At 52.6% G+C, this 18965-nt stretch carries 19 protein-coding genes and 2 rRNA genes; 6 read left to right on the forward strand and 15 right to left on the reverse strand.

Annotated elements, in window-relative coordinates; all coding sequences use genetic code 11:
* Positions 1-72: 72 nt before the first annotated feature.
* The 7 genes from pstB to KTE_RS12720 all read right to left on the reverse strand — a co-directional run bounded on the left by pstB (position 73) and on the right by KTE_RS12720 (position 5683).
* Positions 73-1008 carry a phosphate ABC transporter ATP-binding protein PstB gene (gene pstB / locus KTE_RS12690; protein WP_236037973.1) on the reverse strand — a complete coding sequence of 312 codons (936 nt, stop codon included), beginning with the start codon at positions 1006-1008 and terminating at the stop codon, positions 73-75.
* 163 nt (positions 1009-1171) lie between these two features.
* A complete protein-coding gene (locus tag KTE_RS12695) occupies positions 1172-1402 on the reverse strand; it encodes a hypothetical protein (protein ID WP_007913455.1) in 231 nt (76 codons plus the stop codon).
* A gap of 78 nt (positions 1403-1480) precedes the next feature.
* Entirely contained in the window at positions 1481-2413 is a 933-nt protein-coding gene (gene pstA / locus KTE_RS12700; RefSeq protein WP_201381458.1) for a phosphate ABC transporter permease PstA, read from the reverse strand.
* Positions 2410-3321, reverse strand: a complete 912-nt coding sequence (gene pstC / locus KTE_RS12705) for a phosphate ABC transporter permease subunit PstC (RefSeq protein WP_201381459.1) — start codon at positions 3319-3321, stop codon at positions 2410-2412. Before pstC ends, pstA begins: the two co-directional genes overlap by 4 nt.
* Positions 3322-3414: 93 nt before the next feature.
* Positions 3415-4356, reverse strand: a complete 942-nt coding sequence (locus tag KTE_RS12710; RefSeq protein ID WP_201381460.1) for a phosphate ABC transporter substrate-binding protein — start codon at positions 4354-4356, stop codon at positions 3415-3417.
* Positions 4357-4751: 395 nt separating this feature from the next.
* Positions 4752-5126 (reverse strand): hypothetical protein, encoded by a 375-nt coding sequence (locus KTE_RS12715; RefSeq protein ID WP_201381461.1) that lies wholly within the window; start codon positions 5124-5126, stop codon positions 4752-4754.
* A 185-nt stretch (positions 5127-5311) separates the two neighbouring features.
* Complete coding sequence (locus KTE_RS12720) at positions 5312-5683, reverse strand: hypothetical protein (protein ID WP_201381462.1); 372 nt, start codon at positions 5681-5683, stop codon at positions 5312-5314.
* 301 nt (positions 5684-5984) lie between these two features.
* Between KTE_RS12720 and rrf (KTE_RS12725) the strand changes: the two genes are divergently transcribed.
* Positions 5985-6101, forward strand: a 5S ribosomal RNA gene (gene rrf, locus KTE_RS12725).
* A 141-nt stretch (positions 6102-6242) separates the two neighbouring features.
* Here the strand turns inward: rrf (KTE_RS12725) and KTE_RS12730 are convergent.
* The 3 genes from KTE_RS12730 to KTE_RS12740 all read right to left on the reverse strand — a co-directional run bounded on the left by KTE_RS12730 (position 6243) and on the right by KTE_RS12740 (position 8286).
* Positions 6243-6938 carry a hypothetical protein gene (locus tag KTE_RS12730; RefSeq protein ID WP_201381463.1) on the reverse strand — a complete coding sequence of 232 codons (696 nt, stop codon included), beginning with the start codon at positions 6936-6938 and terminating at the stop codon, positions 6243-6245.
* 120 nt (positions 6939-7058) lie between these two features.
* On the reverse strand, positions 7059-7532 hold the full coding sequence (locus KTE_RS12735; RefSeq protein WP_201381466.1) for a GNAT family N-acetyltransferase: 474 nt from the start codon (positions 7530-7532) through the stop codon (positions 7059-7061).
* Between the two features lie 94 nt (positions 7533-7626).
* Complete coding sequence (locus KTE_RS12740; protein ID WP_201381468.1) at positions 7627-8286, reverse strand: alpha/beta hydrolase; 660 nt, start codon at positions 8284-8286, stop codon at positions 7627-7629.
* A 464-nt stretch (positions 8287-8750) separates the two neighbouring features.
* On the opposite strand from KTE_RS12740, the gene KTE_RS12745 reads away from it, so the two are divergent.
* From KTE_RS12745 to mgtE, 3 genes are all read left to right on the forward strand, one after another.
* Positions 8751-9533, forward strand: coding sequence for a thymidylate kinase (locus KTE_RS12745; RefSeq protein ID WP_201381470.1), 783 nt, complete (start codon positions 8751-8753; stop codon positions 9531-9533).
* A 16-nt stretch (positions 9534-9549) separates the two neighbouring features.
* The gene (locus KTE_RS12750; RefSeq protein WP_201381471.1) at positions 9550-10338 is read left to right on the forward strand and encodes a thymidylate kinase; all 789 of its coding nucleotides are present in this window, start codon (positions 9550-9552) and stop codon (positions 10336-10338) included.
* Between the two features lie 1010 nt (positions 10339-11348).
* The gene (mgtE, locus tag KTE_RS12755) at positions 11349-13286 is read left to right on the forward strand and encodes a magnesium transporter (RefSeq protein ID WP_201381472.1); all 1938 of its coding nucleotides are present in this window, start codon (positions 11349-11351) and stop codon (positions 13284-13286) included.
* A gap of 81 nt (positions 13287-13367) precedes the next feature.
* Here mgtE and KTE_RS12760 read toward each other — a convergent pair whose 3' ends face one another.
* Together KTE_RS12760 and KTE_RS12765 are read right to left on the reverse strand one after the other, a co-directional pair.
* On the reverse strand, positions 13368-14090 hold the full coding sequence (locus KTE_RS12760; RefSeq protein WP_201381473.1) for a histidine phosphatase family protein: 723 nt from the start codon (positions 14088-14090) through the stop codon (positions 13368-13370).
* A 251-nt stretch (positions 14091-14341) separates the two neighbouring features.
* The gene (locus KTE_RS12765) at positions 14342-14563 is read right to left on the reverse strand and encodes an ATP synthase F0 subunit C (RefSeq protein WP_201381474.1); all 222 of its coding nucleotides are present in this window, start codon (positions 14561-14563) and stop codon (positions 14342-14344) included.
* Positions 14564-14774: 211 nt separating this feature from the next.
* Here KTE_RS12765 and KTE_RS12770 point away from each other — a divergent pair, with 211 nt between their 5' ends.
* Positions 14775-15485: a response regulator transcription factor gene (locus KTE_RS12770; RefSeq protein ID WP_201381476.1), complete on the forward strand. Its 711-nt coding sequence runs from the start codon at positions 14775-14777 to the stop codon at positions 15483-15485.
* Positions 15486-15529: 44 nt separating this feature from the next.
* On the opposite strand, the gene KTE_RS12775 is transcribed toward KTE_RS12770, so the two are convergent.
* The 3 genes from KTE_RS12775 to KTE_RS12785 form a co-directional block, all read right to left on the reverse strand.
* Positions 15530-15922 carry a MerR family transcriptional regulator gene (locus tag KTE_RS12775; protein WP_201370340.1) on the reverse strand — a complete coding sequence of 131 codons (393 nt, stop codon included), beginning with the start codon at positions 15920-15922 and terminating at the stop codon, positions 15530-15532.
* A 101-nt stretch (positions 15923-16023) separates the two neighbouring features.
* Positions 16024-16140: ribosomal RNA gene (rrf, locus tag KTE_RS12780) — 5S ribosomal RNA — on the reverse strand.
* A gap of 199 nt (positions 16141-16339) precedes the next feature.
* Complete coding sequence (locus tag KTE_RS12785; RefSeq protein WP_201381478.1) at positions 16340-18073, reverse strand: serine/threonine-protein kinase; 1734 nt, start codon at positions 18071-18073, stop codon at positions 16340-16342.
* A 360-nt stretch (positions 18074-18433) separates the two neighbouring features.
* On the opposite strand from KTE_RS12785, the gene KTE_RS12790 reads away from it, so the two are divergent.
* Entirely contained in the window at positions 18434-18916 is a 483-nt protein-coding gene (locus tag KTE_RS12790) for a PRC-barrel domain-containing protein (RefSeq protein ID WP_201381480.1), read from the forward strand.
* Positions 18917-18965: the final 49 nt, after the last annotated feature.

Consider the following 18965-nt stretch of genomic DNA (forward strand, 5'->3'; position numbering starts at 1 on the left):
TCACGCGCTCAAGTTTCCTAAATTACCTATTTTTGTGCTACAGATACATCGTACGCGGAAAACGTCCAGGTATCAACCAAAGCGACCGCTAATGTAATCTTCAGTCTCTTTCTGGGTTGGTCGCTCAAAAATGTCTTTTGTCGGCCCTTGCTCTATCAGCTTACCACTCAGGAAGAAGCCCGTAAAGTGAGAGACACGCGCCGCCTGCTGCATATTATGAGTGACGATCACAATAGTGTAATCCTTCACCAGTTCAGTGATAAGCTCCTCAATCTTGAGGGTCGCGATGGGATCCAGCGCTGAACAGGGTTCGTCCATCAAGAGCACCTCTGGCTGGACGGCGAGGGCACGCGCGATACAGAGGCGCTGCTGCTGCCCACCGGAGAGTCCCAGGGCCGAAGCATTCAGGCGGTCCTTCACTTCATCCCACAGGGCCGCGCCGCGCAGGCTCTTCTCTACCATCTCTTTGATATGGCGATTGGATTTGCCCTGAATGCGCAGGCCGTAGGCCACGTTTTCAAAGATGGATTTGGGAAAGGGATTGGCCTTCTGGAAAACCATGCCGATGCGCTGACGTAACAGTACCACATCTGTTTTTGCGTTGTAGATGTTGTTGCTATCGAAGAGGGCCTGTCCCTCAGTCCGTGTGCCAGGAATCAGGTCATTCATACGGTTGAGTGTACGCAGGAAGGTCGACTTACCACAACCGGAGGGGCCAATCAAGGCCGTCACCTGGCGGTTACGCAGTGGCAGCGAGACATCAAACAGGGCCTGCTTCTTACCATAGTAGAAATTGAGATGCTCTACATTAATGGCAAAGTCCGCGTTTGGATTCAGAGTACGCTCGCGGCGGATCTCCGTGACTTTGCCAGGATCTTGCTGGTCCTCTGGTATACTTTCAATTGTCATATTATTCTCATTCCAGGCATGATCATATGTTTGCTGCCTCGTCCTTGTGCCTCCCTGCCGCCCCTGATCATAGTTTACCTGCTGTTCCTCTGGTGTCATAACGTTCACATTTCTCCTTCTCGATGCTTCAGCTCTTCACTTGTGCAACTATGCTTAAGGGATACGTTCGTCAATCGCATCGATCTTCTGATTCTAGCTCATGGCTCCTGAAAAAAGAAACAGTTTTTGGGCACGCATCGCGTGCCCAAACAGGAAGCCTTGCTCAGGATAATTCATATTCCTTATGCAGGGGAATAGACTCATCGACAATCAGGCGATCCTCAATAACGACCAGTCGAATGTAGCGGCCAGCCAGGGCTTTGCTGATAAAGTATGGACGCCCCTCATATGAGATGTGGCCACTGCGCGCTACTTTGCGTGAGAAAATGCTCGCCCCCTTGGGCAGAGTTACATTCTCTGTGATGAGAGAAGAGTTTGCTGCTATCGAGTTCATAGATCGCTTCACCCTTGTTCTTCAAGAGGCGCTCCATAGTGGATCGCCATACTTGTTACTGTAATCGCTCTACATGCATCAAACTGCCATAACCCGGCGCTGGATCAGACGTCCAATCCCTCGGGCGAGCAGGTTGATCACCAACAGGACGATAATCAGGAGTGCCGCCGATCCCGCCGAGATAGCCGAGGCGCCTGCCGCCGACAAGCCAGAAATCGAGCCAGCACCCTGGGTCTTGATGTACCACAGGTGAATGGTTAATGTGTCGCTAGGAATAAAGGGATCAGCCGAGAAGGTACTCGCTGGGGTAACACCCATGGTAAAGACCAGGGCCGCGGTCTCGCCGATGATTTTGCCCGCGCTCAAGATCAAGCCTGTGATCAGTCCAGGCATCGCGGACGGCAAGACTACCTTGCGAATCGTCGTCCATTTCGTCGTACCCAGGGCCAGGCTTCCCTCGCGCAACTCGCGTGGCACCGAGAGCAGTGCATCCTCAAAGAGACGTAGTGCCAGGGGGAAGTTTAAGCACAGCAGCGTCAAAGCGCCACTTATACGGCTGATATGGAATCCCAGAAACGCGCTGAAGAAGACAAAGCCGAACAGACCCAGCACAATCGATGGCACACCCGCCAGCGTTTCGGCCGCGAAGCGGATCGTCGCCACCAGTTTTCCCTGCGGGGCATACTCAACCGTGTAGATCGCCGCGCCCAGCGCAATGGGAAAGAGTAGTATCTCGGTAAGGATAAGGATATAGAAGGTACTGAAGAGCTGCATTCCCACCCCGGTCACCGAGGTCGAATAGAAAGCAGGATCAATCAGGTAGTTAAAGCCTTGAATAAACAGCAGGACGATAATGGCGATAAACAGGAGTGCGATCAAGGCAGCGACAACCCAGAGTATGCTCAGAGCAACTCGGTTGCCTGCATGTAGCCTGCGCGCAATTCGCGTCAGTTCCGCGACTCGTCCAGATGCTTGCTTTTCTTGCTTGCCCGCCATTGCTTGCATACTCATTTGTAGACACTCCTACTCGCCAGGTAACGGCTCACACAGATGAAGGCCAGAGAGATGACCAGGAGCAGGAAGGCCAGGGTCCAGTAAGCGTCCTGAGCGATACCAGAGGTTTCGCCAAAGTCACTAAGAATGGCCTGCGTAATATTAGTTGTTGGCGTAAAGAAAAGTGCCTTCAGGTTGTACAATTTGTCAGGCAGCGATTGGCCACCCAGGACCATTGCCACCGCCAGCGTCTCACCAATCGCACGCGCCATGCCCAGCACAACCGCTGTCGCCAGGCCCGTGGAGGCCGCTGGAATAATCGCCTTCGACATGGTCTGCCACTTAGACGACCCCAGAGCCAGGCTCGCCTCGCGCACGCTGGATGGAACAGCCCGAATGGCATCTATCGATACGCTGACGATGGTCGGAATGATCATCACCACCAGGACGATGATCGCCGCGCCGTAGCCATAGCCCAGCGTCTGCGAGATGATTCCAAGCCAGGGTACCAGAACCGTCAGGCCCAGAAAGCCAATGACCACCGAGGGCATACCAGTAAAAACCTCCAGCAAAGGCTGGAGTATGCGTGAAAGCCAGCGGGGAGTTACTTCCGCCATGAAGAGTGCCATCCCAAACGAGAGGGGGGTCGCGATCAGTACGGAGGCCAGGGTAATAATAATCGAACCGAGAATCAATCCCCAGGCACCGTATGCCGGATTATCGCTATTACCCGCTGTCGGATCCCAGTGCGTACTTGTGAAAAACTCTTGAACGCTTGACCCACCAGGTAGGTAAAAGACCTTGAATGCCTTGGAGCCAATAAAGTAGAACACACTGATAATGATAGCGACAACCAAAATGGCACAGATGAGGAAGACAATCCGCGCGACCTGGTCTGATATACGCATCATTCGCGCTCTCTGCACACCTATCCTCCTTACTGAAACAGTGTCAAACATGGCTGACAAGCCAGATCGTCCTCGCCCAACTCGGGGAGAGGACGACCATCAGGCTAAAGCTTATTTATTGTGGGTGTCGCGGATGTTCTGGGGGACATCTTTGATCTTCACGAAGGCCAGGCCCTCAGCAATCGTGTCGGCATCGGAGCTGAACATGTAATCCAGGAAGGCTTTGCTCAGGCCAGTGGCCTCGCCCTTGGTGTACATGTGCTCGATGTTCCAGAACTTGTAGGCATTGCTCTTCACGTTGTCGGCGTTTGGCTGTTTGCCGTCGATGGTCAGGATATTGACCTGGCCACTCTTCTGAGCGGTCTGCGAGGCACCAAGGGCGGCATAACCAATCGCACCTTTGTTCTGCTGAATGGTCTGGACAACGGTGCCGGTGCTATCGGAGGTCAGGGCCTTCGCCTGAGCAGGGCTCTCGTTCTGACCATTGAGGACGAACTTCTTGAAGGTCGCGCGGGTACCAGAAGAGGTGGGGCGGCTCACAACCACGATGGGCTCGTCGGCGCCACCAACTTGTTTCCAGTTGGTCACTTTACCAGTGTAGATGTCGATCAGCTGTTGAGTGGTAAGGTCTTTCGTGGTGACGTCAGGGCTGACAATCATCGTGAAGATGACGATCGCAACCTGGTGGTCGACGAGATCGCCCTGGGTGCTATCAGCAAAAACGTCCGAGTTACCGATCTGCGAGGTACCAGCCTCGGCGTCCGAGAGACCCTTCTTACTACCACCAGGCTGAACAGCAATCTGAGCGCCGGAGCATTTCGCCGTATACTTCTTCGAAACCGCGTCGACGTAAGGCTGCAGAGCCGTCGAGCCACTGGCAATGATGGAGCCAGAAACACAAGAGAAAGCACTATCGCTGGAAGTCTGAGGGGTCGAAGTCGTCTTAGTAGCGCTGCTGCCGGCATCACCGGTATCACCACCGCAAGCCGCGATAATCATTGAGAGCGCCACGATGGCCAGAAGCACGATGGCAACGCGCCATTTCTTCAACATAGTATCTCCTACAAATAAAGTTGATATAACTTAACCTATTTTTTGGAAAAAAGATGAAGAACTTCAATCTATTCTCTTCACCCATTCCTAAAATCCTAATTTCTGTCGCACTCATAATTTATCATTGCAGAATTAACTATGCTTTATGGAATAGTTAAATGAGTGTTAAACTTTCCCCAGGGATAGGTTAACACTCATTTAACATAAGCAGGCAAATACCAGCTACATCCCCATGACAGGCTATTTTAAGCAAATGAGCAATAAAAATAGCTCTACCTTCCCATATCGAGAAAGGTAGAGCTAAAAAGCCCAAAAACCAGCATTGCCTTGCTTTAAGTCGCGAAAGGTTACCTACTCAGAACTTCTCACTCATCCACAACCCATATAAAAATAGTTTATTCAACGGGGGTCTCCAAGCTCGGCTCCTGGATCGCCTTCCATTCCTCATAGTCTTGAAATATGCCATTGTCAATGATATAGATACCCGGTAGCGTTACAGTTGGCAAGCTATCAGGCTTGATCTTTAAGCGATATAGTGCCAGGTCGTGTTCCTCGCGACCAGTATAGCCAATGCGTCGCGCCTCACCACATGCTTGATCAGGTTTAGATGCCATAGCTACCGGTAGACGGCTCCAGGAATGCTTCTGGGTCGCTCTCTCTATCGCAACCAGGGGGATATAGATACGTTGTTCGGGTGACAGTACATGCTTCTTTGCCATGCCTTCTGTGTTTCCTTCATCACTCGCTACTAATTGATTGACCTGTGCCATAATTTGCCCCTCACCCCCACCCTATTTCTCGCCCCACTGTGGCCCTCCACACCACTGTTAGTAACTATACGTGTCATATAAAAAAATAGAGTCAAAGCCCGAGCATCCAAAACCAGAAGAGGAGGCGCGTTCCCGTGGGATTGCGCCCCCTCTTCTCTCTATACTGCTATTGAAAAACGCCTGGCTTAGCGCTCTCCCTCGTTTTCCATGGGAGGCTCTTTCCCCATTTTTTTCTCGCCCTGATCATACCCACCGCTGTCGCGGAGAATATGCTCGGCCTCGCCCTCACGCCCATCTGGTCGCACCGAGACTACGATATGGCCAGAATTGAACTCGCTCTCATAGTACGAAGCCTTCTGCTGAGGCACGCCCAATTTCATGAAATCCTGTGACAGGCTATCTACCTGGCTCTTCTCAGGAATGGCCACCCCAATTTGATCATGGGCGAAATTGTGCTTGCGCAATTCATTCACGGCCACCTTGGCCTGGTTCTCGCTCTGGAAGACACCAGCCACAATCGGCGTCTGCTGCGGATTAGGATTTTGATAGGTACTCACGTTATATCCTCCTTCCGTATCGCTCGCGCCATGCTATAAGCGCTCGCAAGCCTATATATCAGTTTAGCAACGTATGCTTTTCTTTACTTGTACACGGATGAGCAACAAAAAGGGAGACACATAAACTCTGCCTTTTGTGAATAACTCTGCTGCAAAATATATCTCTCTCACCGATACAATAAGTCACCTTGCGAGGCAATTTTTTTATTGCGCAAAAATTGCCTCGCAAAACTGTTGACAATATTTAGAGACCATGATATTATGCACCATGTCAATCGGAACCGCTTGTATGCGCAGGCGAACCGGTGGTTATTGCGAAGAGGGTACACCCGTTCCCATCCCGAACACGGTAGTTAAGCTCTTCAGCTCCAACGATACTTTGGGGGCAGCCCCACGGGAAAATAGGACACCGCCGTTTCACCCGCTCACATGGGCGGTTCTTTGTTTTGAGAAATGGTAGGTTTAGCAACGGTGGATGGGCCAGGCAAGCCTGGCCCATCCACCGTTGCTAAACCTACCATTTAGTTATCCACAAGTTATCCACAAGTTATCCACCATACTATGCTGCGGCACGCAAAAAGGCCTTGATTAAGGGGTGCATCTCGTTGCGAACTTCATAGAGTTCTGGCTGATACTGGGTGGCAAAGAAGAAGGGATGCCCATGAAGCTCTACAGCCTGCGCCGCACCACTTCTATCCAGCCCACAGATAGCTAAATCATCATAGGTAAGCAGGTCGCGACAACGAGGATCCAGGCCAAAATCATATTGGCCATACTGCTCAATGGTTTCGTACGCCCCATATATCTGACTGATAGATGAACCAGGCTGAAATAGAATACGCCCATCCATATGCGAGCGCACGAGCGAGGCGATGAGGGGCAGGCCCACATCAGGCTTGATAGCGGCGTGGTCTGCTTCGGGAAGGCTCAGGACATGACGGGCATACTCGATAAGTGTGTAGTGGAAACCCAGGCAGGTACCTAGAAAGGGGAGCCAGCGCTCTCGCGCCAGACGAATCGCGCGCAACACTCCCTCAGGCTGCGCATAGGCTGTGCCAGGGACACACCAGAGTCCATCGAATTTAGCCAGGTCCTCCCAACGCATATGCTGTACCTGCGAAGTCGCCAGCCAGCGTATCTCAAGGCATAGTGACAACGGGCGCGCCGCCCGCTCCAAGGCCTGGGGAATCACCTGGTGCGCAATCATGTCTTCCCGGTAATCACCTATCAGCGCGATACGCACAATATCTTCCATGCTCTCTGCCTCTCCTACGCTCACCTATCAATCCGATATATTCATGGCATCTTTCCCACGATTCTTATTGTATGCTAAATTTTCTATTTTGTGCAGCTTTTGCATATGTATTTGCGGAGCTTAAAGCTGGATATACCTGACCATCACAACATGTAGACCAATGGGAGGAACGTCGAAGATATCGCCATAGCGCTGGAAGCCATAGCGCTGGTAGAAGCCTTCTACATTCACGCGACCATTACACCAGACCTCAAATGCTTCTCCCTGGGGGCGATGCTTCTCAGCGTGCGTGAGCAGTGCCTCTAGAACGGAGCCGCCACAGCCGGACCCTCGCGCTTCTGGACTTACCGCCATGCCGCGCACACGCCAGCCGCCTGGAGCCTCGCTGCCCTCCCGCTTCTCGCGGAAAATTGTTCCCACGCCTACTAGCTGACCATCGCGATAACAGCCTGCATGCAGCGTCTCCGGCTCGTGATCTTCAGGATAGGCGCACTCGGCCAGGGATTGCATGGGACGCAGGACGCTCTGACGCAACACATATGTGTCTTCCGCGGCAATGGTGTGCACTTCAAATATGGTCTGGTTCTGTGTCATGGTAATGTACTCCTTGAAATAAATTAAAATCGCTGGGAGCGTATGGACCCTGACAACCAGAGGCTGCCAGGGTCCATACGCTCCCAGCGATAGTTTACAGGCTATGCGAGGGCTGGGGCAAGGTGGTAACAAAATTTGCGATGATGGCCTGCACCTCGTCTAACCTGCCCTGGAAGAAGTGGTCGGCATCCTGCACGGTGACGATGCGTTTGGGGGCTGGCACCTGCTCAAACCACTGCATTGCAGCCTCATAAGGCGCCTGGTCATCCCTGGTCCCATGGATAAACAACTTGGGTTTGTGACAACCAACCAGAGGATTGGTAGCGCCAAACCAGCGCGCGGGCACGCCCAGGCCCATCATGGCCTGGACACGGTCGTCAATGGCCGCGACCTTGAGTCCAACAAATGCACCAAACGAGAAACCAGCCAGGATCACTGGCACGCCAGGATACTTACGGCTCATAAAATCGAGAGCATAGCGCACATCATCCATCTCGCCGCGCCCCTCGTCATATGTTCCACTGCTATGGCCAACGCCACGGAAATTGAAACGGAGTGAAGGGATGTCGTTGGCCTGCATAACTTGTGCTACTTTGAAAACGACTTTATTATGCATCGTGCCGCCAAATAGAGGATGAGGATGGCAGACAATTCCGACATAAGCTGGCTTCTGGCCATCATCTACGGGCTTGAGTATACTTTCAAGATACCCACTGGGTGTCTGTATATTGATATGCAAAATCTGGTTTACCATAGACATTATCCTTTTAGGGCTACGTATATCGCTTCATCTTTTCTGGCTTATCAGCTGCATAGACACTGTCTATATGTAGGAATACGTTTCGTCACAGGGCAATGCATTACTCTATTGCTCTTCAACATGTTTTACTGCACTGCATCGTACCACAAAAGTTTTCCCCTCACCAGGGCTTCGGCTTTTCGCGCCCGCTCCATATACCCATACCTCCTGCTATACATGGTATACTATTTCTACCACACTCCTGGCTTAGACGTTTCATATCATGCATCGGTGTTGACAGATATACCTTTCTCATTTTGTGTCTATAATGCCTTTGTATACGTGTTTATACATACATAACAAACCCAACATACAAGCGTATATAAAAGGTCGGCTTCTCTATTCGTGGCACTAATCTCAAGGGATATGTCATCGCATATGATCGATATCTATGCATTGTTACGCAAAAAGGACTTTATATGGAAACCTACGGGTCACATCAGTTTCCTGGTAAGCTCTTCGTTGTTGAGGGAATCGATGGTTCCGGTAAGAGCACCCAGATTGCGCTACTCCGCCAGTGGCTGATCAGCCAGGGGTATAGCGTCTTCTTTAGCGAGTGGAACTCCTCGCCGCTCGTCAAACAAACGACCTCGCGCGGTAAGAAAAAGCAAATTCTCACTCCGACCACGTTTAGCCTGATTCATGCCACGGATTTTGCGGATCGCACCGAACATGACATTATCCCGCCACTGAAGGCTGGCGCGATTGTGCTTGCGGACCGCTATATTTATACAGCTTTTGCACGCGACGCGGCTCGTGGAGTGAACCGTACCTGGGTACGGGAACTCTATCGCTTCGCAGTCCAACCTACCCTGGCATTCTACTACCGCGTGCCCCTCTCGCTCTCATTACGCCGGATTATGAATGGGAGACCACACCTGAAGTACTATGAGGCAGGCATGGATCTTGGACTGAGCACCGATCCCTATGAGAGCTTCAAACTCTTTCAGCATCGCGTGGTCCAGGAATATGAGGCAATGGTCAAGGAGTTTGGCCTCACCGTGATGGATGCCACGCTCTCCATTCAAGAGCAGCAGCGACATATGCGTGAGCTCGTCCTTCCTCACCTTGAAGGTGTGCGCCGCATCAGTATGCCGCTACCTCCTTTAGGGTCAACCCCGCTAGAGTCAACGACGCCTGGGGAGTCATCCTGGAAACAAACTTCACAGTCTACTGGACGTTCCGAGATTATTATCAAGTAAGGAGTCACTTCTATCCATGAGTGTCGTCATTGAACCAATCATCCGCGACACGAAAGGGATTTCGGCTTCAACCACGCTGGTGGATCTGTTTAAGGAGGAACATATACTTATGACCCGCCCTGATTGTTATGGTATTGATACCCTGGGTATTCAGGTTGGTGAAGAAATTTTGCCAGGACGCTTAATTGTTATTGAAGGGACCGATGGTGTAGGTCGCACAACACAGCTTCGGCTCTTACGTCCCTGGCTGGAGAGCCTGGGCTACGCAGTAGCAGATACCGAGTTCACGCGCTCGGCACTCGCAGGCGATGGTATCAGGCAGGCCAAGGCCGGACATACTCTTGGCCCAATCACGATGCATCTCTTCTACGCCACCGATTTCGTAGATCGCCTGGAGAACCAGGTTCTCCCCGCGCTACGAGCTGGCTTTATTGTTCTGATTGACCGGTATATCTATACACTGATGGCTCGTGCAATGGTGCGTGGCGCCAATCCTCATTGGCTGCGCTCTATTTACAGTCTGGCCCTCAAGCCCGATGCCATTTTCTATCTCAACATTGGTATTGATGATCTGATTCCACGCGTGCTCCAGCGCGGGGGTTTCAATTACTGGGAATCAGGGATGGATATGCGCCTGGGTCCCGATCTCTATGAAAGCTTTATAACCTACCAGGCCCGGCTCCTCACCCAGTTCGAGCACATGGTCAAGCCCTACGAGTTTCGGGTCATCGACGCCAAACAACCGGTGGAAGATATCTGCGCCCAACTGAAGAACGCGATCTATCCTCTCCTACCACAGGGATAAAATCAGCCACTCAACCAGAGGCTACGCGCAATGGCGCGCCAGAAGATCTTATTAACCTGCTTATTACAACCAGACAGTGAAACCCTGTGCACCCTTCTCCCGTGTACAAGAAGACACATAACACAGTCTAAGCCACGTTGAATCATTATGATGCTTCTCGTTATGTGCATATTGTGCAACATGCACATATGTACTATGTACACTAAGTAACTTGTCACCTCTTTGATGACATGTTATACTCAGTGGAGAGAGAAAAATCTCACAATTTCCAAAAATTTTTTCGTACACCCACAATCAACGCGATTGCTCCGCTTCGTTACCGATCTCGCGCCACTACTGGCGCCCCGGAGTAAATACGCCTGATTGCCTGGGCAAAGGAGGTGAGGGATATGGACGCTGGCCCTAGTTCTAGTCACAGTACTAGCGGCAGGCCTGATTGTGCCTGCCAATGGGAGAGTTCTACTCCTCATCGAGTAGCCAGGTGTGGTTGCGATGGCTCACTTTCTAATACCTCGCTTGCCTGACCTATAACCACCATACCCTTACTCGATGAGCTGACATCCACCAGTTTCCCCCTATGATATAGCATTATAGTCAGACCCAAGAGATGTCGAGTAAGGACGATCCCGCCTTTGCCAGCAAGTCCTTGTGCTGCTCAGCAGCATCCCCCTTATGGCTTTTCTGCTCTGTCTATGAGCGTGTCTCTGACGATGTTCTCTTACAAAAGAGGCATCGCTGGTCCTACCTGTCCGTGCGATAGGCAGGCTCATACCGCTCCCGACAGACCAACCTGTGCTCGGCTTTGCTATCCGAAGAACACTAACACAGCCTCCAGTGACCCTCCTGCCTACAGGAGAATTAGGAGCGCTGTGCGCCTTGCTCCTGTGACAGGGCATCTACCACCGCAAACGAGCAACTGCAAAGGACATTCAAACTACTTATACACATATGTGCACAGAATGTGGATAAGTGGATACGCACTACTGAGTCTTGAAAAAGGCGGTGATTTCATGATTTTCTTGAGCGATCTGCTCCGCCGGAGCATTGTCGATAACGACCATCGCCGCGTGGGTAGCGTGCGCGATGTCTGCGTCTCCCTTGATGAGACCTTTCCCGTGGTAACCGCGCTCGTCGTCCATCGCAGCGGCAACGGAGAAATGATGATTCCCTGGTCCCAGGTAGCCACTGTAGAGGGACCAGAAGTACGCTTAAATATTAATAAAGATGGTATTACACCTTATATCCCGCATACTGAAGAGCTTTTATTAAAAAGAGATATTCTTGATAAGCAGATTGTAGATACTCAGGGCTTCCGCGTTGTTAAAGTCAATGATCTTAAATTGGCTCAGATTAAACGCACCGCGCGCCTGGTTGGTGTGGATATTAGCCTGAGTGGCTTGCTGCGTCGCCTTGGCTTGCAAGCCACGATTGACCGCATCGGGCGCGTCGTTCCATTGCAGTTGCCAGAGCGAACCATTACCTGGAATTATGTTGAACCCATTCAGGTGGTGGGCGCACACACCGGTCAGCTCGCCCTAGCAGGTACCACCGCTGCAACCGTGGGGGCGGTTGGCGTTATCCCCAAGCTCCAGCTCAACGTAAGTCATAACAAACTGATCGATCTCCATCCCGCCGATATCGCCGACATCCTGGAGCAGCTTGATGTCGAAGAGGCCGGGGCCATGCTGGAGCGCCTGGACATGGAGACCGCCGCCGATACCCTCAACGAGGTCGAGTATCCCTTGCAGAGCGAACTGATCAGCGAGCTGGATCCCGAGCGCGCCTCTGATCTCCTGGAGCGCCTCGCACCTGATGATGCCGCCGATATCCTGGCCGAGATGGCTCCGGCTGAGGCCGAGCACCTGCTTAACCTCATGCCCACTGAGGAGTCACGCCCCATTCGCGATCTCCTGCGCTATGACGCCGAGACGGCAGGCGGTATTATGACGCCTGAGTACCTGGCGCTCTCTGAGACATCGACGGTCGAGGATGCGCTGACCTACCTGCGCCAGCACTCAGAGCACCTGGAGATGGTTTACTATCTCTATGTCATTGATGAGCAGCACCATCTAAAGGGTGTGGTCTCGTTGCGGCAACTGGTTGTCGCCGAACCCACGACACGCATCGCCGATCTGAAGGACCCCGACGTCATCAAAGTGCATGTGGATACCGACCAGGAAGAGGTGGCGCGGATCATCGCCAAGTACGACCTGCTTGGCGTGCCCGTCGTTGATGAGGAAGATCACCTTGTGGGACTGGTCACGGTCGACGATGTCATCGACGTTATCCACGAGGAGCAAGCTGAAGACCTCTCCGATATCGTGGGCGCGGATGTGGAGGAGTCTGAAGAAGAGGAGAATTTCTCCTGGTCAACTGCCGCTCGGCGCACAATCTGGCCTATTGTCAACGTGATTGCAGGCTTTGTTCTGGCCCTGGTCCTGGCTCAGGCCTTCGCCCCCCTGCTCGCACATACCACCGCACTCGTTAGCCTCGTAGGAAGTGTAAGCGATAATCGGCTCTCACTGGCACTTGGAGGTCTCTTCTGCCTGGTTCCGATGCTGCTGCTCACAAGCGGGAGTGCTAGCTCACAGGCCCTGGGCATCGCTGGCTGGAACCTGCGCAGCACACGCGGGCGTGATCTGTGGAAAACGATTCTGCGTGAGTTGCTGATCGGCACCTTTAGCGGCATTGTCGTGAGCATCCTGGCTGGGATCGCGGCCTTCGTGCTCTTCCATACCGTTGCCTTAAGCCTGGTGGCGGCGCTGGGCTTTGGCTTTACACAGTTAATCGCTTACTTCTGCGGCCTGGGCCTGCCCAACCTCTTGCAGCGCCTGCGCCTACGTGGCAGTTTAATCACAGCGCCTCTACTTGATCCTGTCATCTCCGTGATTAGCCTGGGGGTCTTCCTGACCGTAACCATTATGCTGATCGAGCGCGTCGCGCTATAATACATTTCTCTTTAATAAAGATGTGGGATATGATAGGGAAATGCCTGCAGTATTTCCCTATCATATCCCACATCTTTATTTTTATTGTTCGCTGGCAGGTTCGTCGGGCTGGTCGACCTGGTAGCGCTTTCTCTTTGGCAAGGGAAGCTGCTCCCAGGGGATGAGCGTATCCGTCTCCAGGCCACGCACATGCATATTATCGTTATAACGTATCAAGCGCCAGAAACTGGTTCCATTATGCTCATCCTCTCGCCACTGAGTAATGGAGGTGTTCTGGGTAAAGAAATGGGCAGGCGGCATGGCAAAGGTGCTATAGCGAAAAAAGTAGGCGAAAGAGTTATCGATAACACCGCCATGACAGACGATGACGATACTCTTGCCCGCGTGCTCCTGAGTAATGCGCTCTAAAGCGGTGGCGACACGCAGGGCAAAGGAAGGCCAGCTCTCGCCACCCGGCGCTATCGGTTTAAATGGCTGGTGCAGAAAGTCCGGACCGGGACCATAGCGCTCGTGATATTCATCATAGGTCAGGCCATGGGCTTCGCCTTCTAGCATTTCCTGCACCTCATCATCAAAGATAATTGGTAGCTCAAAGGCCGGGGCGATAATCTCGGCGGTCTGCCTGGCTCGTGGCAGGGTACTGGCGATCACAATGTCTGCCTGAATCTCGCGTGTAGCAATCAATCTATCGCGCAGGCGCTCGGCCTGCCTGACGCCTAATTCGGTAAGTCCATCATCGCGAAGAAACTGGTGTACCTGACTTGTGGCTTCACCATGACGAATCAGATAGAGCTGGGTGGTCATAAAAGAAGTTTTCTCCTCTTTCTTTAGCACGGCTTTGCTGAGAACTCTCCCCTGAGCCTACATCATAGCTACAATATTGATTATATTGACATTGTAGCATATGCACTCTTTATCCTGCCTGCTTTCTTCGCGCCTACGGCGCTCAGGGGTAAGATGTGTATGTGGAAAACGGCAGGCCGTTTTCCACATACACATCTTACCCCTGGAGTTCGCGTAGCGAACCGAGACAAGAGCCGGAGGAGATCCCTTTGTCACTGGCGCAAGAGGATCAACAAGCCCATGACCAGGGCGTAGATGACAATCGTTTCGGAGAAAACCAGGCCCAGGATGAAGTTTGTGCGTACGGTGCTTCCCGACTCAGGGTTGCGCCCTAACGCCTCATAAGCGCGCCCATTAGCTAAACCCATGGCGATACCCGCGCCAATTGCTCCCAGGCCAATCGCCAGGGCGGCGGCTATTGCTTGCCACATCATGTCTCCTACCTCCTTATAGGTGGGTTGTACGTATCTCTTTTCTCTTTACACCCCAATTGTAGCGGCTTCACCGGATAGGCAACATCGTATGAATGGATGATTACTTCTCAGCCAAACGGATTTCATCCATCTATCCTGGTTTTCATACCATATTTTTTGCTATTCTATGCAAAAGAAGTAATAAAGCTAAATACACACCAGAGGAAGAACGATGAACGACGCCTCCAAACCATTGCGCCTGCTCATCGCTAGCGCACACCCGATTGTCTGCGAAGGCCTGCGCACTATGCTTGCCGGTAGCCCGGATATTCAACTGCTTGCCATCGCCACATCGCTCCCTGAGACGATGCGCCTTGTAGGCGAACTTCAACCCCAGGTCCTGCTCATTGATACACATATTCACCAGGGCGCGACGCTCAAAGCCCTCAGCATGATGCACGGCGAGTGGCCAGCCCTGGCGATAGTGGGGCTCGCCATGCATGCCGATGACCCAGAGTTCCTCCTGGCCTGTCTGCAAACGGGCATGGCAACGTGCCTGCCGCTACATGCCAGTCGCACGACCCTCCACCAGGCCTTGACTGCGAGCGTTCACAAGGAGACACTCCTCCAGCACGCCCTGGTGCGAAGTTTGCTTGAGCGAATAGAAGGAGCGACACCTGTAGAGGAGAGATCGTCTGCGCAGGCGCAGTGGGTGAATCTAACGGAGCGCGAGCTAGAGGTGCTGACCTGTGTCGCACATGGCCAGCGCAACAAGGAGATTGCCATCTATCTGAGTATCAGTGAGCCAACCGTCAAGACACACCTGGCAAACATCTACTTTAAATTGCAGGTTGACTCACGCGCCTCAGCCGTCGCCGTCGCCATGAAGCGGGGCCTCATAACACATGAGAAGGCTTCCCATACCGGTAGGGACCAGCTTTAGCGCGTTTCCCAATTTTTCAGCAGGACCATCGCTACGCATATTTCTTATTGGCAGTTTGCCAGTACGCAATCGATGCATTCTTCGAGGGTGGTACAGCTGCATCCGCCGCCCTGCACCAGCAGGTGCTGCATGGTCTGAGCCTGATTAATAACGTTTTGTACCTCAATGAGTTTACGCTGCACCAGGCCCTGCCAGTGCGCCCCAAGGGGAACTTCGCCCTGTCGCTTCTCTAATAGAGATTGAATTTCTGTAAGAGAGAAGCCAATACGCCTGGCGGTTTGCACGAACTCCAGTGTTTGCACCGTCTCTGGCGCATAACGTCTCTGACCGCTCACCCTGCGCGGCGGCGGCAGAAGGTTAATGCTTTCGTAGTAACGAATCGCCGAGGTGCGCAGGCCGGTGCGCCGGGCGACTTCACCAATACTGAGTTCTTCCATGCGTTTGCTCGTGTTCGATATAAACAAAGAACCGCCCGTGTGAGCAGGTGAAACGGCGGTGTCCAGCTTGATAATAAAAAGACCGCTTGTGTGAGCGGGCGAAACGGCGGTGTCCTATTTTCCCGTGGGGCTGCCCCCAAAGTATCGTTGGAGCTGAAGAGCTTAACTACCGTGTTCGGGATGGGAACGGGTGTACCCTCTTCGCAATAACCACCGGTTCGCCTGCGCATACAAGCGGTTCCGATTGACATGGTGCATAATACCATCCTCTTCGCGATTTGTCAACACCTTTTTTGCGACTTTTCAAAAATCATCAAATTCGTTGGCTTTCGCGCTTGCGGCGCTCAACCAGCGCTAATCAGTAGTTGATAAAGTGGTGCCCCTGGCTACCAGGGGCACCACTTTATCAACTACTGATTAACTAAATTTTGCGCTATCGATCTTCCAGCTTCCATCGCCCTGCTGGACAATGATCCCCGTCCAGTTTTGCTCATGCGTCTGGACAACACCCTGATCATTCTCCTCTTGAACCACCAGGTGAACGGCTTCCGTCACGGTCCCATCACCATTGGATGTCTCGCTCAGGAAGGTGATGTCCTGGTGATGTACTTTAGAGTAGCCGCTGGAGAAGCGATCATAAGATAAACTGTTTTGAAAATTGGGCGACAATTGATTATAAGCGCCTTGATAATCGCGCCGATTCAACTGATCATAGTACGACTGCACAACGGCGTGCGCTTTCTGTACTGGGGTCTGTGTAGGAATCGGCGTTGGGGTTGAGGTTGGGGCAGCCGTAGGAGTAGCAGTGGGCGCGGTCGTAGGGACTGTAGTCGCCTGACTGGCTGGTGTGGTGGTAGCGACCAGGGCATTTCCCTGCTGTTGATTCCCCGATTGCCCCGTGTTGCCCTGGGGCTTTTGCGCGAAGGCGCCCATGACCTGCAAGCTGATAAAGATAATAGCGGCCAGCAGGGCAAGGCTCGGCAGAGCCTTCAGAACCAGTGGCCAGGCACGCTCTTGCTTCTGCTGCGGATAGAGAGGCTGCTGGGGCCAGCCTCCCTGCACAGGCATGCCATCCTGAGGAGTCGCCTGCCAGTAGGCCTGATTCGCAGGCGTTGGATAGGGTGGTTGGGCAGTGACGCCCTGAGGCATTGGATAAGGCTGCTGAGGCGTCTGGGAATGCCCAGGCATGGCGTAGGGAGCGGAACGCTGCACCAGTTCAATGCCCGCAAAGCTTGCGGGCAGCGTTGGCAGTACGCCGCTTGCCACGGCCTTCATCTCCGTCACCGCCTCAGAGGTATAGATCGCATTTTGTAGCGCTTTGACGAAAGCCCCGGCCGTCTCATAACGCTCTTCGCGGCTCTTAGCAGTTGCTCGGGCCAATACAGCATCCACTGCCAGCGGGACCTCGGGATTGACGCCATAGAGCGCAGGAAAGGGTTCATACAGGTGCTTATCAACGACCGCGTAATGGTTATCTCCTTTAAAAGGCACGGACCCGCTAAGCATCTGGTAAAAAATCACGCCCAGCGCGTAGATATCGACACGCGCGTCAATCTCCTCGCCGCGCAACAGCTCTGGCGCCATATAGGCTGGCGTTCCCAGAATGGTCCCCTGCGAAGTCAGAGTTGCGTTATGCTCATCTTCTGCCCTGTCTACCAGGCGCGCGATGCCAAAGTCGGCGAGCAAGAGCCTGCCATCGGGGTAGAGTAAGAAGTTGCTTGGCTTGAGATCGCGGTGAATTACATGCTGCTGATGGGCGTAGTCCAGGGCGGAGGCGGCCTGCATCACAAAGCCCAGCGCCTGGTGCATTTCCAGCTTTCTCTGCCTTGCCAGCAGACCGCTCAAGCTGCCACCACTCACATACGGCATCACCAGGTAGGCATAGCCTTCGCCTTCGCCATAGGCATAAATAGGGATGATATGCACATGCTCAAGCCGGGCAATGATATCCGCTTCGCGCTGGAATCTCGCCAGAAAGTCCGCAGCCTCCGAGCCCTCAGCCTCCGAGCGCAAGATTTTAATCGCTACCGATCTCGCGGGCCGTTGCTGTTGCGCCAGGTACACGGTACTCATGCCACCCCGCCCAATGACCTTTTCGATGGTGCAATTACCTACTGTTTTGCCTAAAAAAGCGCTTTCGTTCTCCTTCATCGCACCCACCTTTATCATTCTTCCAAACAAACAATGAGAATTTCGCTTGCTAAAAGCAATGGAGCCATATTTGCATATATCTCCGGCCAATGTCCATTATAAAGTCAAATACATGATAAAGCAATTTTACGCAATTCCCTATGAGGTATCTCACAGTGGATAAAGAGAATTACCAAGGGGGGCGACAAAGTGTATAATAGGTCAGAGAGCCGTGTGGCCCGACGCTGCTAAAGCACGCGTCTACATATAATGCCGCGAATACCCCGTACTATTATATATAGACGCGTGCTTTAGCAGCGTCGGTTGATCGCGCATCTGTATAATTCTATGCTTAATCCTATCAAGGAGTACCCAATACACATGGAGACTACGAGTAGCAGAAAATGGTCTGAGTTACTGGGCCTTCCGGTCTATGTACCCAAACTGGGAAAGTCTCTCGGGACCGTCGTGGACTTTTTCTTTAAAGAGGGATCAAACTCTATCTATGCCCTGCGCGTCCATACACGCGTCAATGGCGATTTTGCACTGCCAGTGCGCGGCATCAAGGCCGTTGAAGTTGACAGAGTGACTATCGATAACGAGAACATGCTTATAAAGGCGCTTCCCCCACTGCCACAGAGCAAAGATCTGATCGGCATGCCCGTTGTCAGCGAGAAGGACGAGGCCCTGGGCGAGGTGAGCGAGATCAGCATCGCCCTGTATCCTCTTAACGCGATGCGCTTGAATGCTTTGGGTATCTCCACTAATGGACACAAAGCCAGGGGCATCTCCGCCGATAGTATCTTGTCCTTCACCAATGAAAAGGTGGTGGTCGAGAATCATATCGCGCGTAAGCTAAAGTAATCTTCAGAAAAGAGGGGAGAGGAATGGTCAGGACAGATCCGCGTTCTGA

The sequence above is a fragment of the Ktedonobacter sp. SOSP1-85 genome (assembly GCF_016587415.1).
In the GTDB taxonomy this organism is placed as follows: Bacteria; Chloroflexota; Ktedonobacteria; order Ktedonobacterales; family Ktedonobacteraceae; genus Ktedonobacter.

What these genes read in the sequence shown, in the direction of transcription:
- pstB (WP_236037973.1), bottom strand. Translation starts at nt 1,008, where the DNA reads ATGACACCAGAGGAACAGCAGGTAAACTATGATCAGGGGCGGCAGGGA.
- KTE_RS12695 (WP_007913455.1), bottom strand. Translation starts at nt 1,402, where the DNA reads ATGAACTCGATAGCAGCAAACTCTTCTCTCATCACAGAGAATGTAACT.
- pstA (WP_201381458.1), bottom strand. Translation starts at nt 2,413, where the DNA reads ATGAGTATGCAAGCAATGGCGGGCAAGCAAGAAAAGCAAGCATCTGGA.
- KTE_RS12710 (WP_201381460.1), bottom strand. Translation starts at nt 4,356, where the DNA reads ATGTTGAAGAAATGGCGCGTTGCCATCGTGCTTCTGGCCATCGTGGCG.
- KTE_RS12715 (WP_201381461.1), bottom strand. Translation starts at nt 5,126, where the DNA reads ATGGCACAGGTCAATCAATTAGTAGCGAGTGATGAAGGAAACACAGAA.
- KTE_RS12730 (WP_201381463.1), bottom strand. Translation starts at nt 6,938, where the DNA reads ATGGAAGATATTGTGCGTATCGCGCTGATAGGTGATTACCGGGAAGAC.
- KTE_RS12735 (WP_201381466.1), bottom strand. Translation starts at nt 7,532, where the DNA reads ATGACACAGAACCAGACCATATTTGAAGTGCACACCATTGCCGCGGAA.
- KTE_RS12740 (WP_201381468.1), bottom strand. Translation starts at nt 8,286, where the DNA reads ATGGTAAACCAGATTTTGCATATCAATATACAGACACCCAGTGGGTAT.
- KTE_RS12745 (WP_201381470.1), top strand. Translation starts at nt 8,751, where the DNA reads ATGGAAACCTACGGGTCACATCAGTTTCCTGGTAAGCTCTTCGTTGTT.
- KTE_RS12750 (WP_201381471.1), top strand. Translation starts at nt 9,550, where the DNA reads ATGAGTGTCGTCATTGAACCAATCATCCGCGACACGAAAGGGATTTCG.
- mgtE (WP_201381472.1), top strand. Translation starts at nt 11,349, where the DNA reads ATGATTTTCTTGAGCGATCTGCTCCGCCGGAGCATTGTCGATAACGAC.
- KTE_RS12760 (WP_201381473.1), bottom strand. Translation starts at nt 14,090, where the DNA reads ATGACCACCCAGCTCTATCTGATTCGTCATGGTGAAGCCACAAGTCAG.
- KTE_RS12765 (WP_201381474.1), bottom strand. Translation starts at nt 14,563, where the DNA reads ATGATGTGGCAAGCAATAGCCGCCGCCCTGGCGATTGGCCTGGGAGCA.
- KTE_RS12770 (WP_201381476.1), top strand. Translation starts at nt 14,775, where the DNA reads ATGAACGACGCCTCCAAACCATTGCGCCTGCTCATCGCTAGCGCACAC.
- KTE_RS12775 (WP_201370340.1), bottom strand. Translation starts at nt 15,922, where the DNA reads ATGGAAGAACTCAGTATTGGTGAAGTCGCCCGGCGCACCGGCCTGCGC.
- KTE_RS12785 (WP_201381478.1), bottom strand. Translation starts at nt 18,073, where the DNA reads ATGAAGGAGAACGAAAGCGCTTTTTTAGGCAAAACAGTAGGTAATTGC.
- KTE_RS12790 (WP_201381480.1), top strand. Translation starts at nt 18,434, where the DNA reads ATGGAGACTACGAGTAGCAGAAAATGGTCTGAGTTACTGGGCCTTCCG.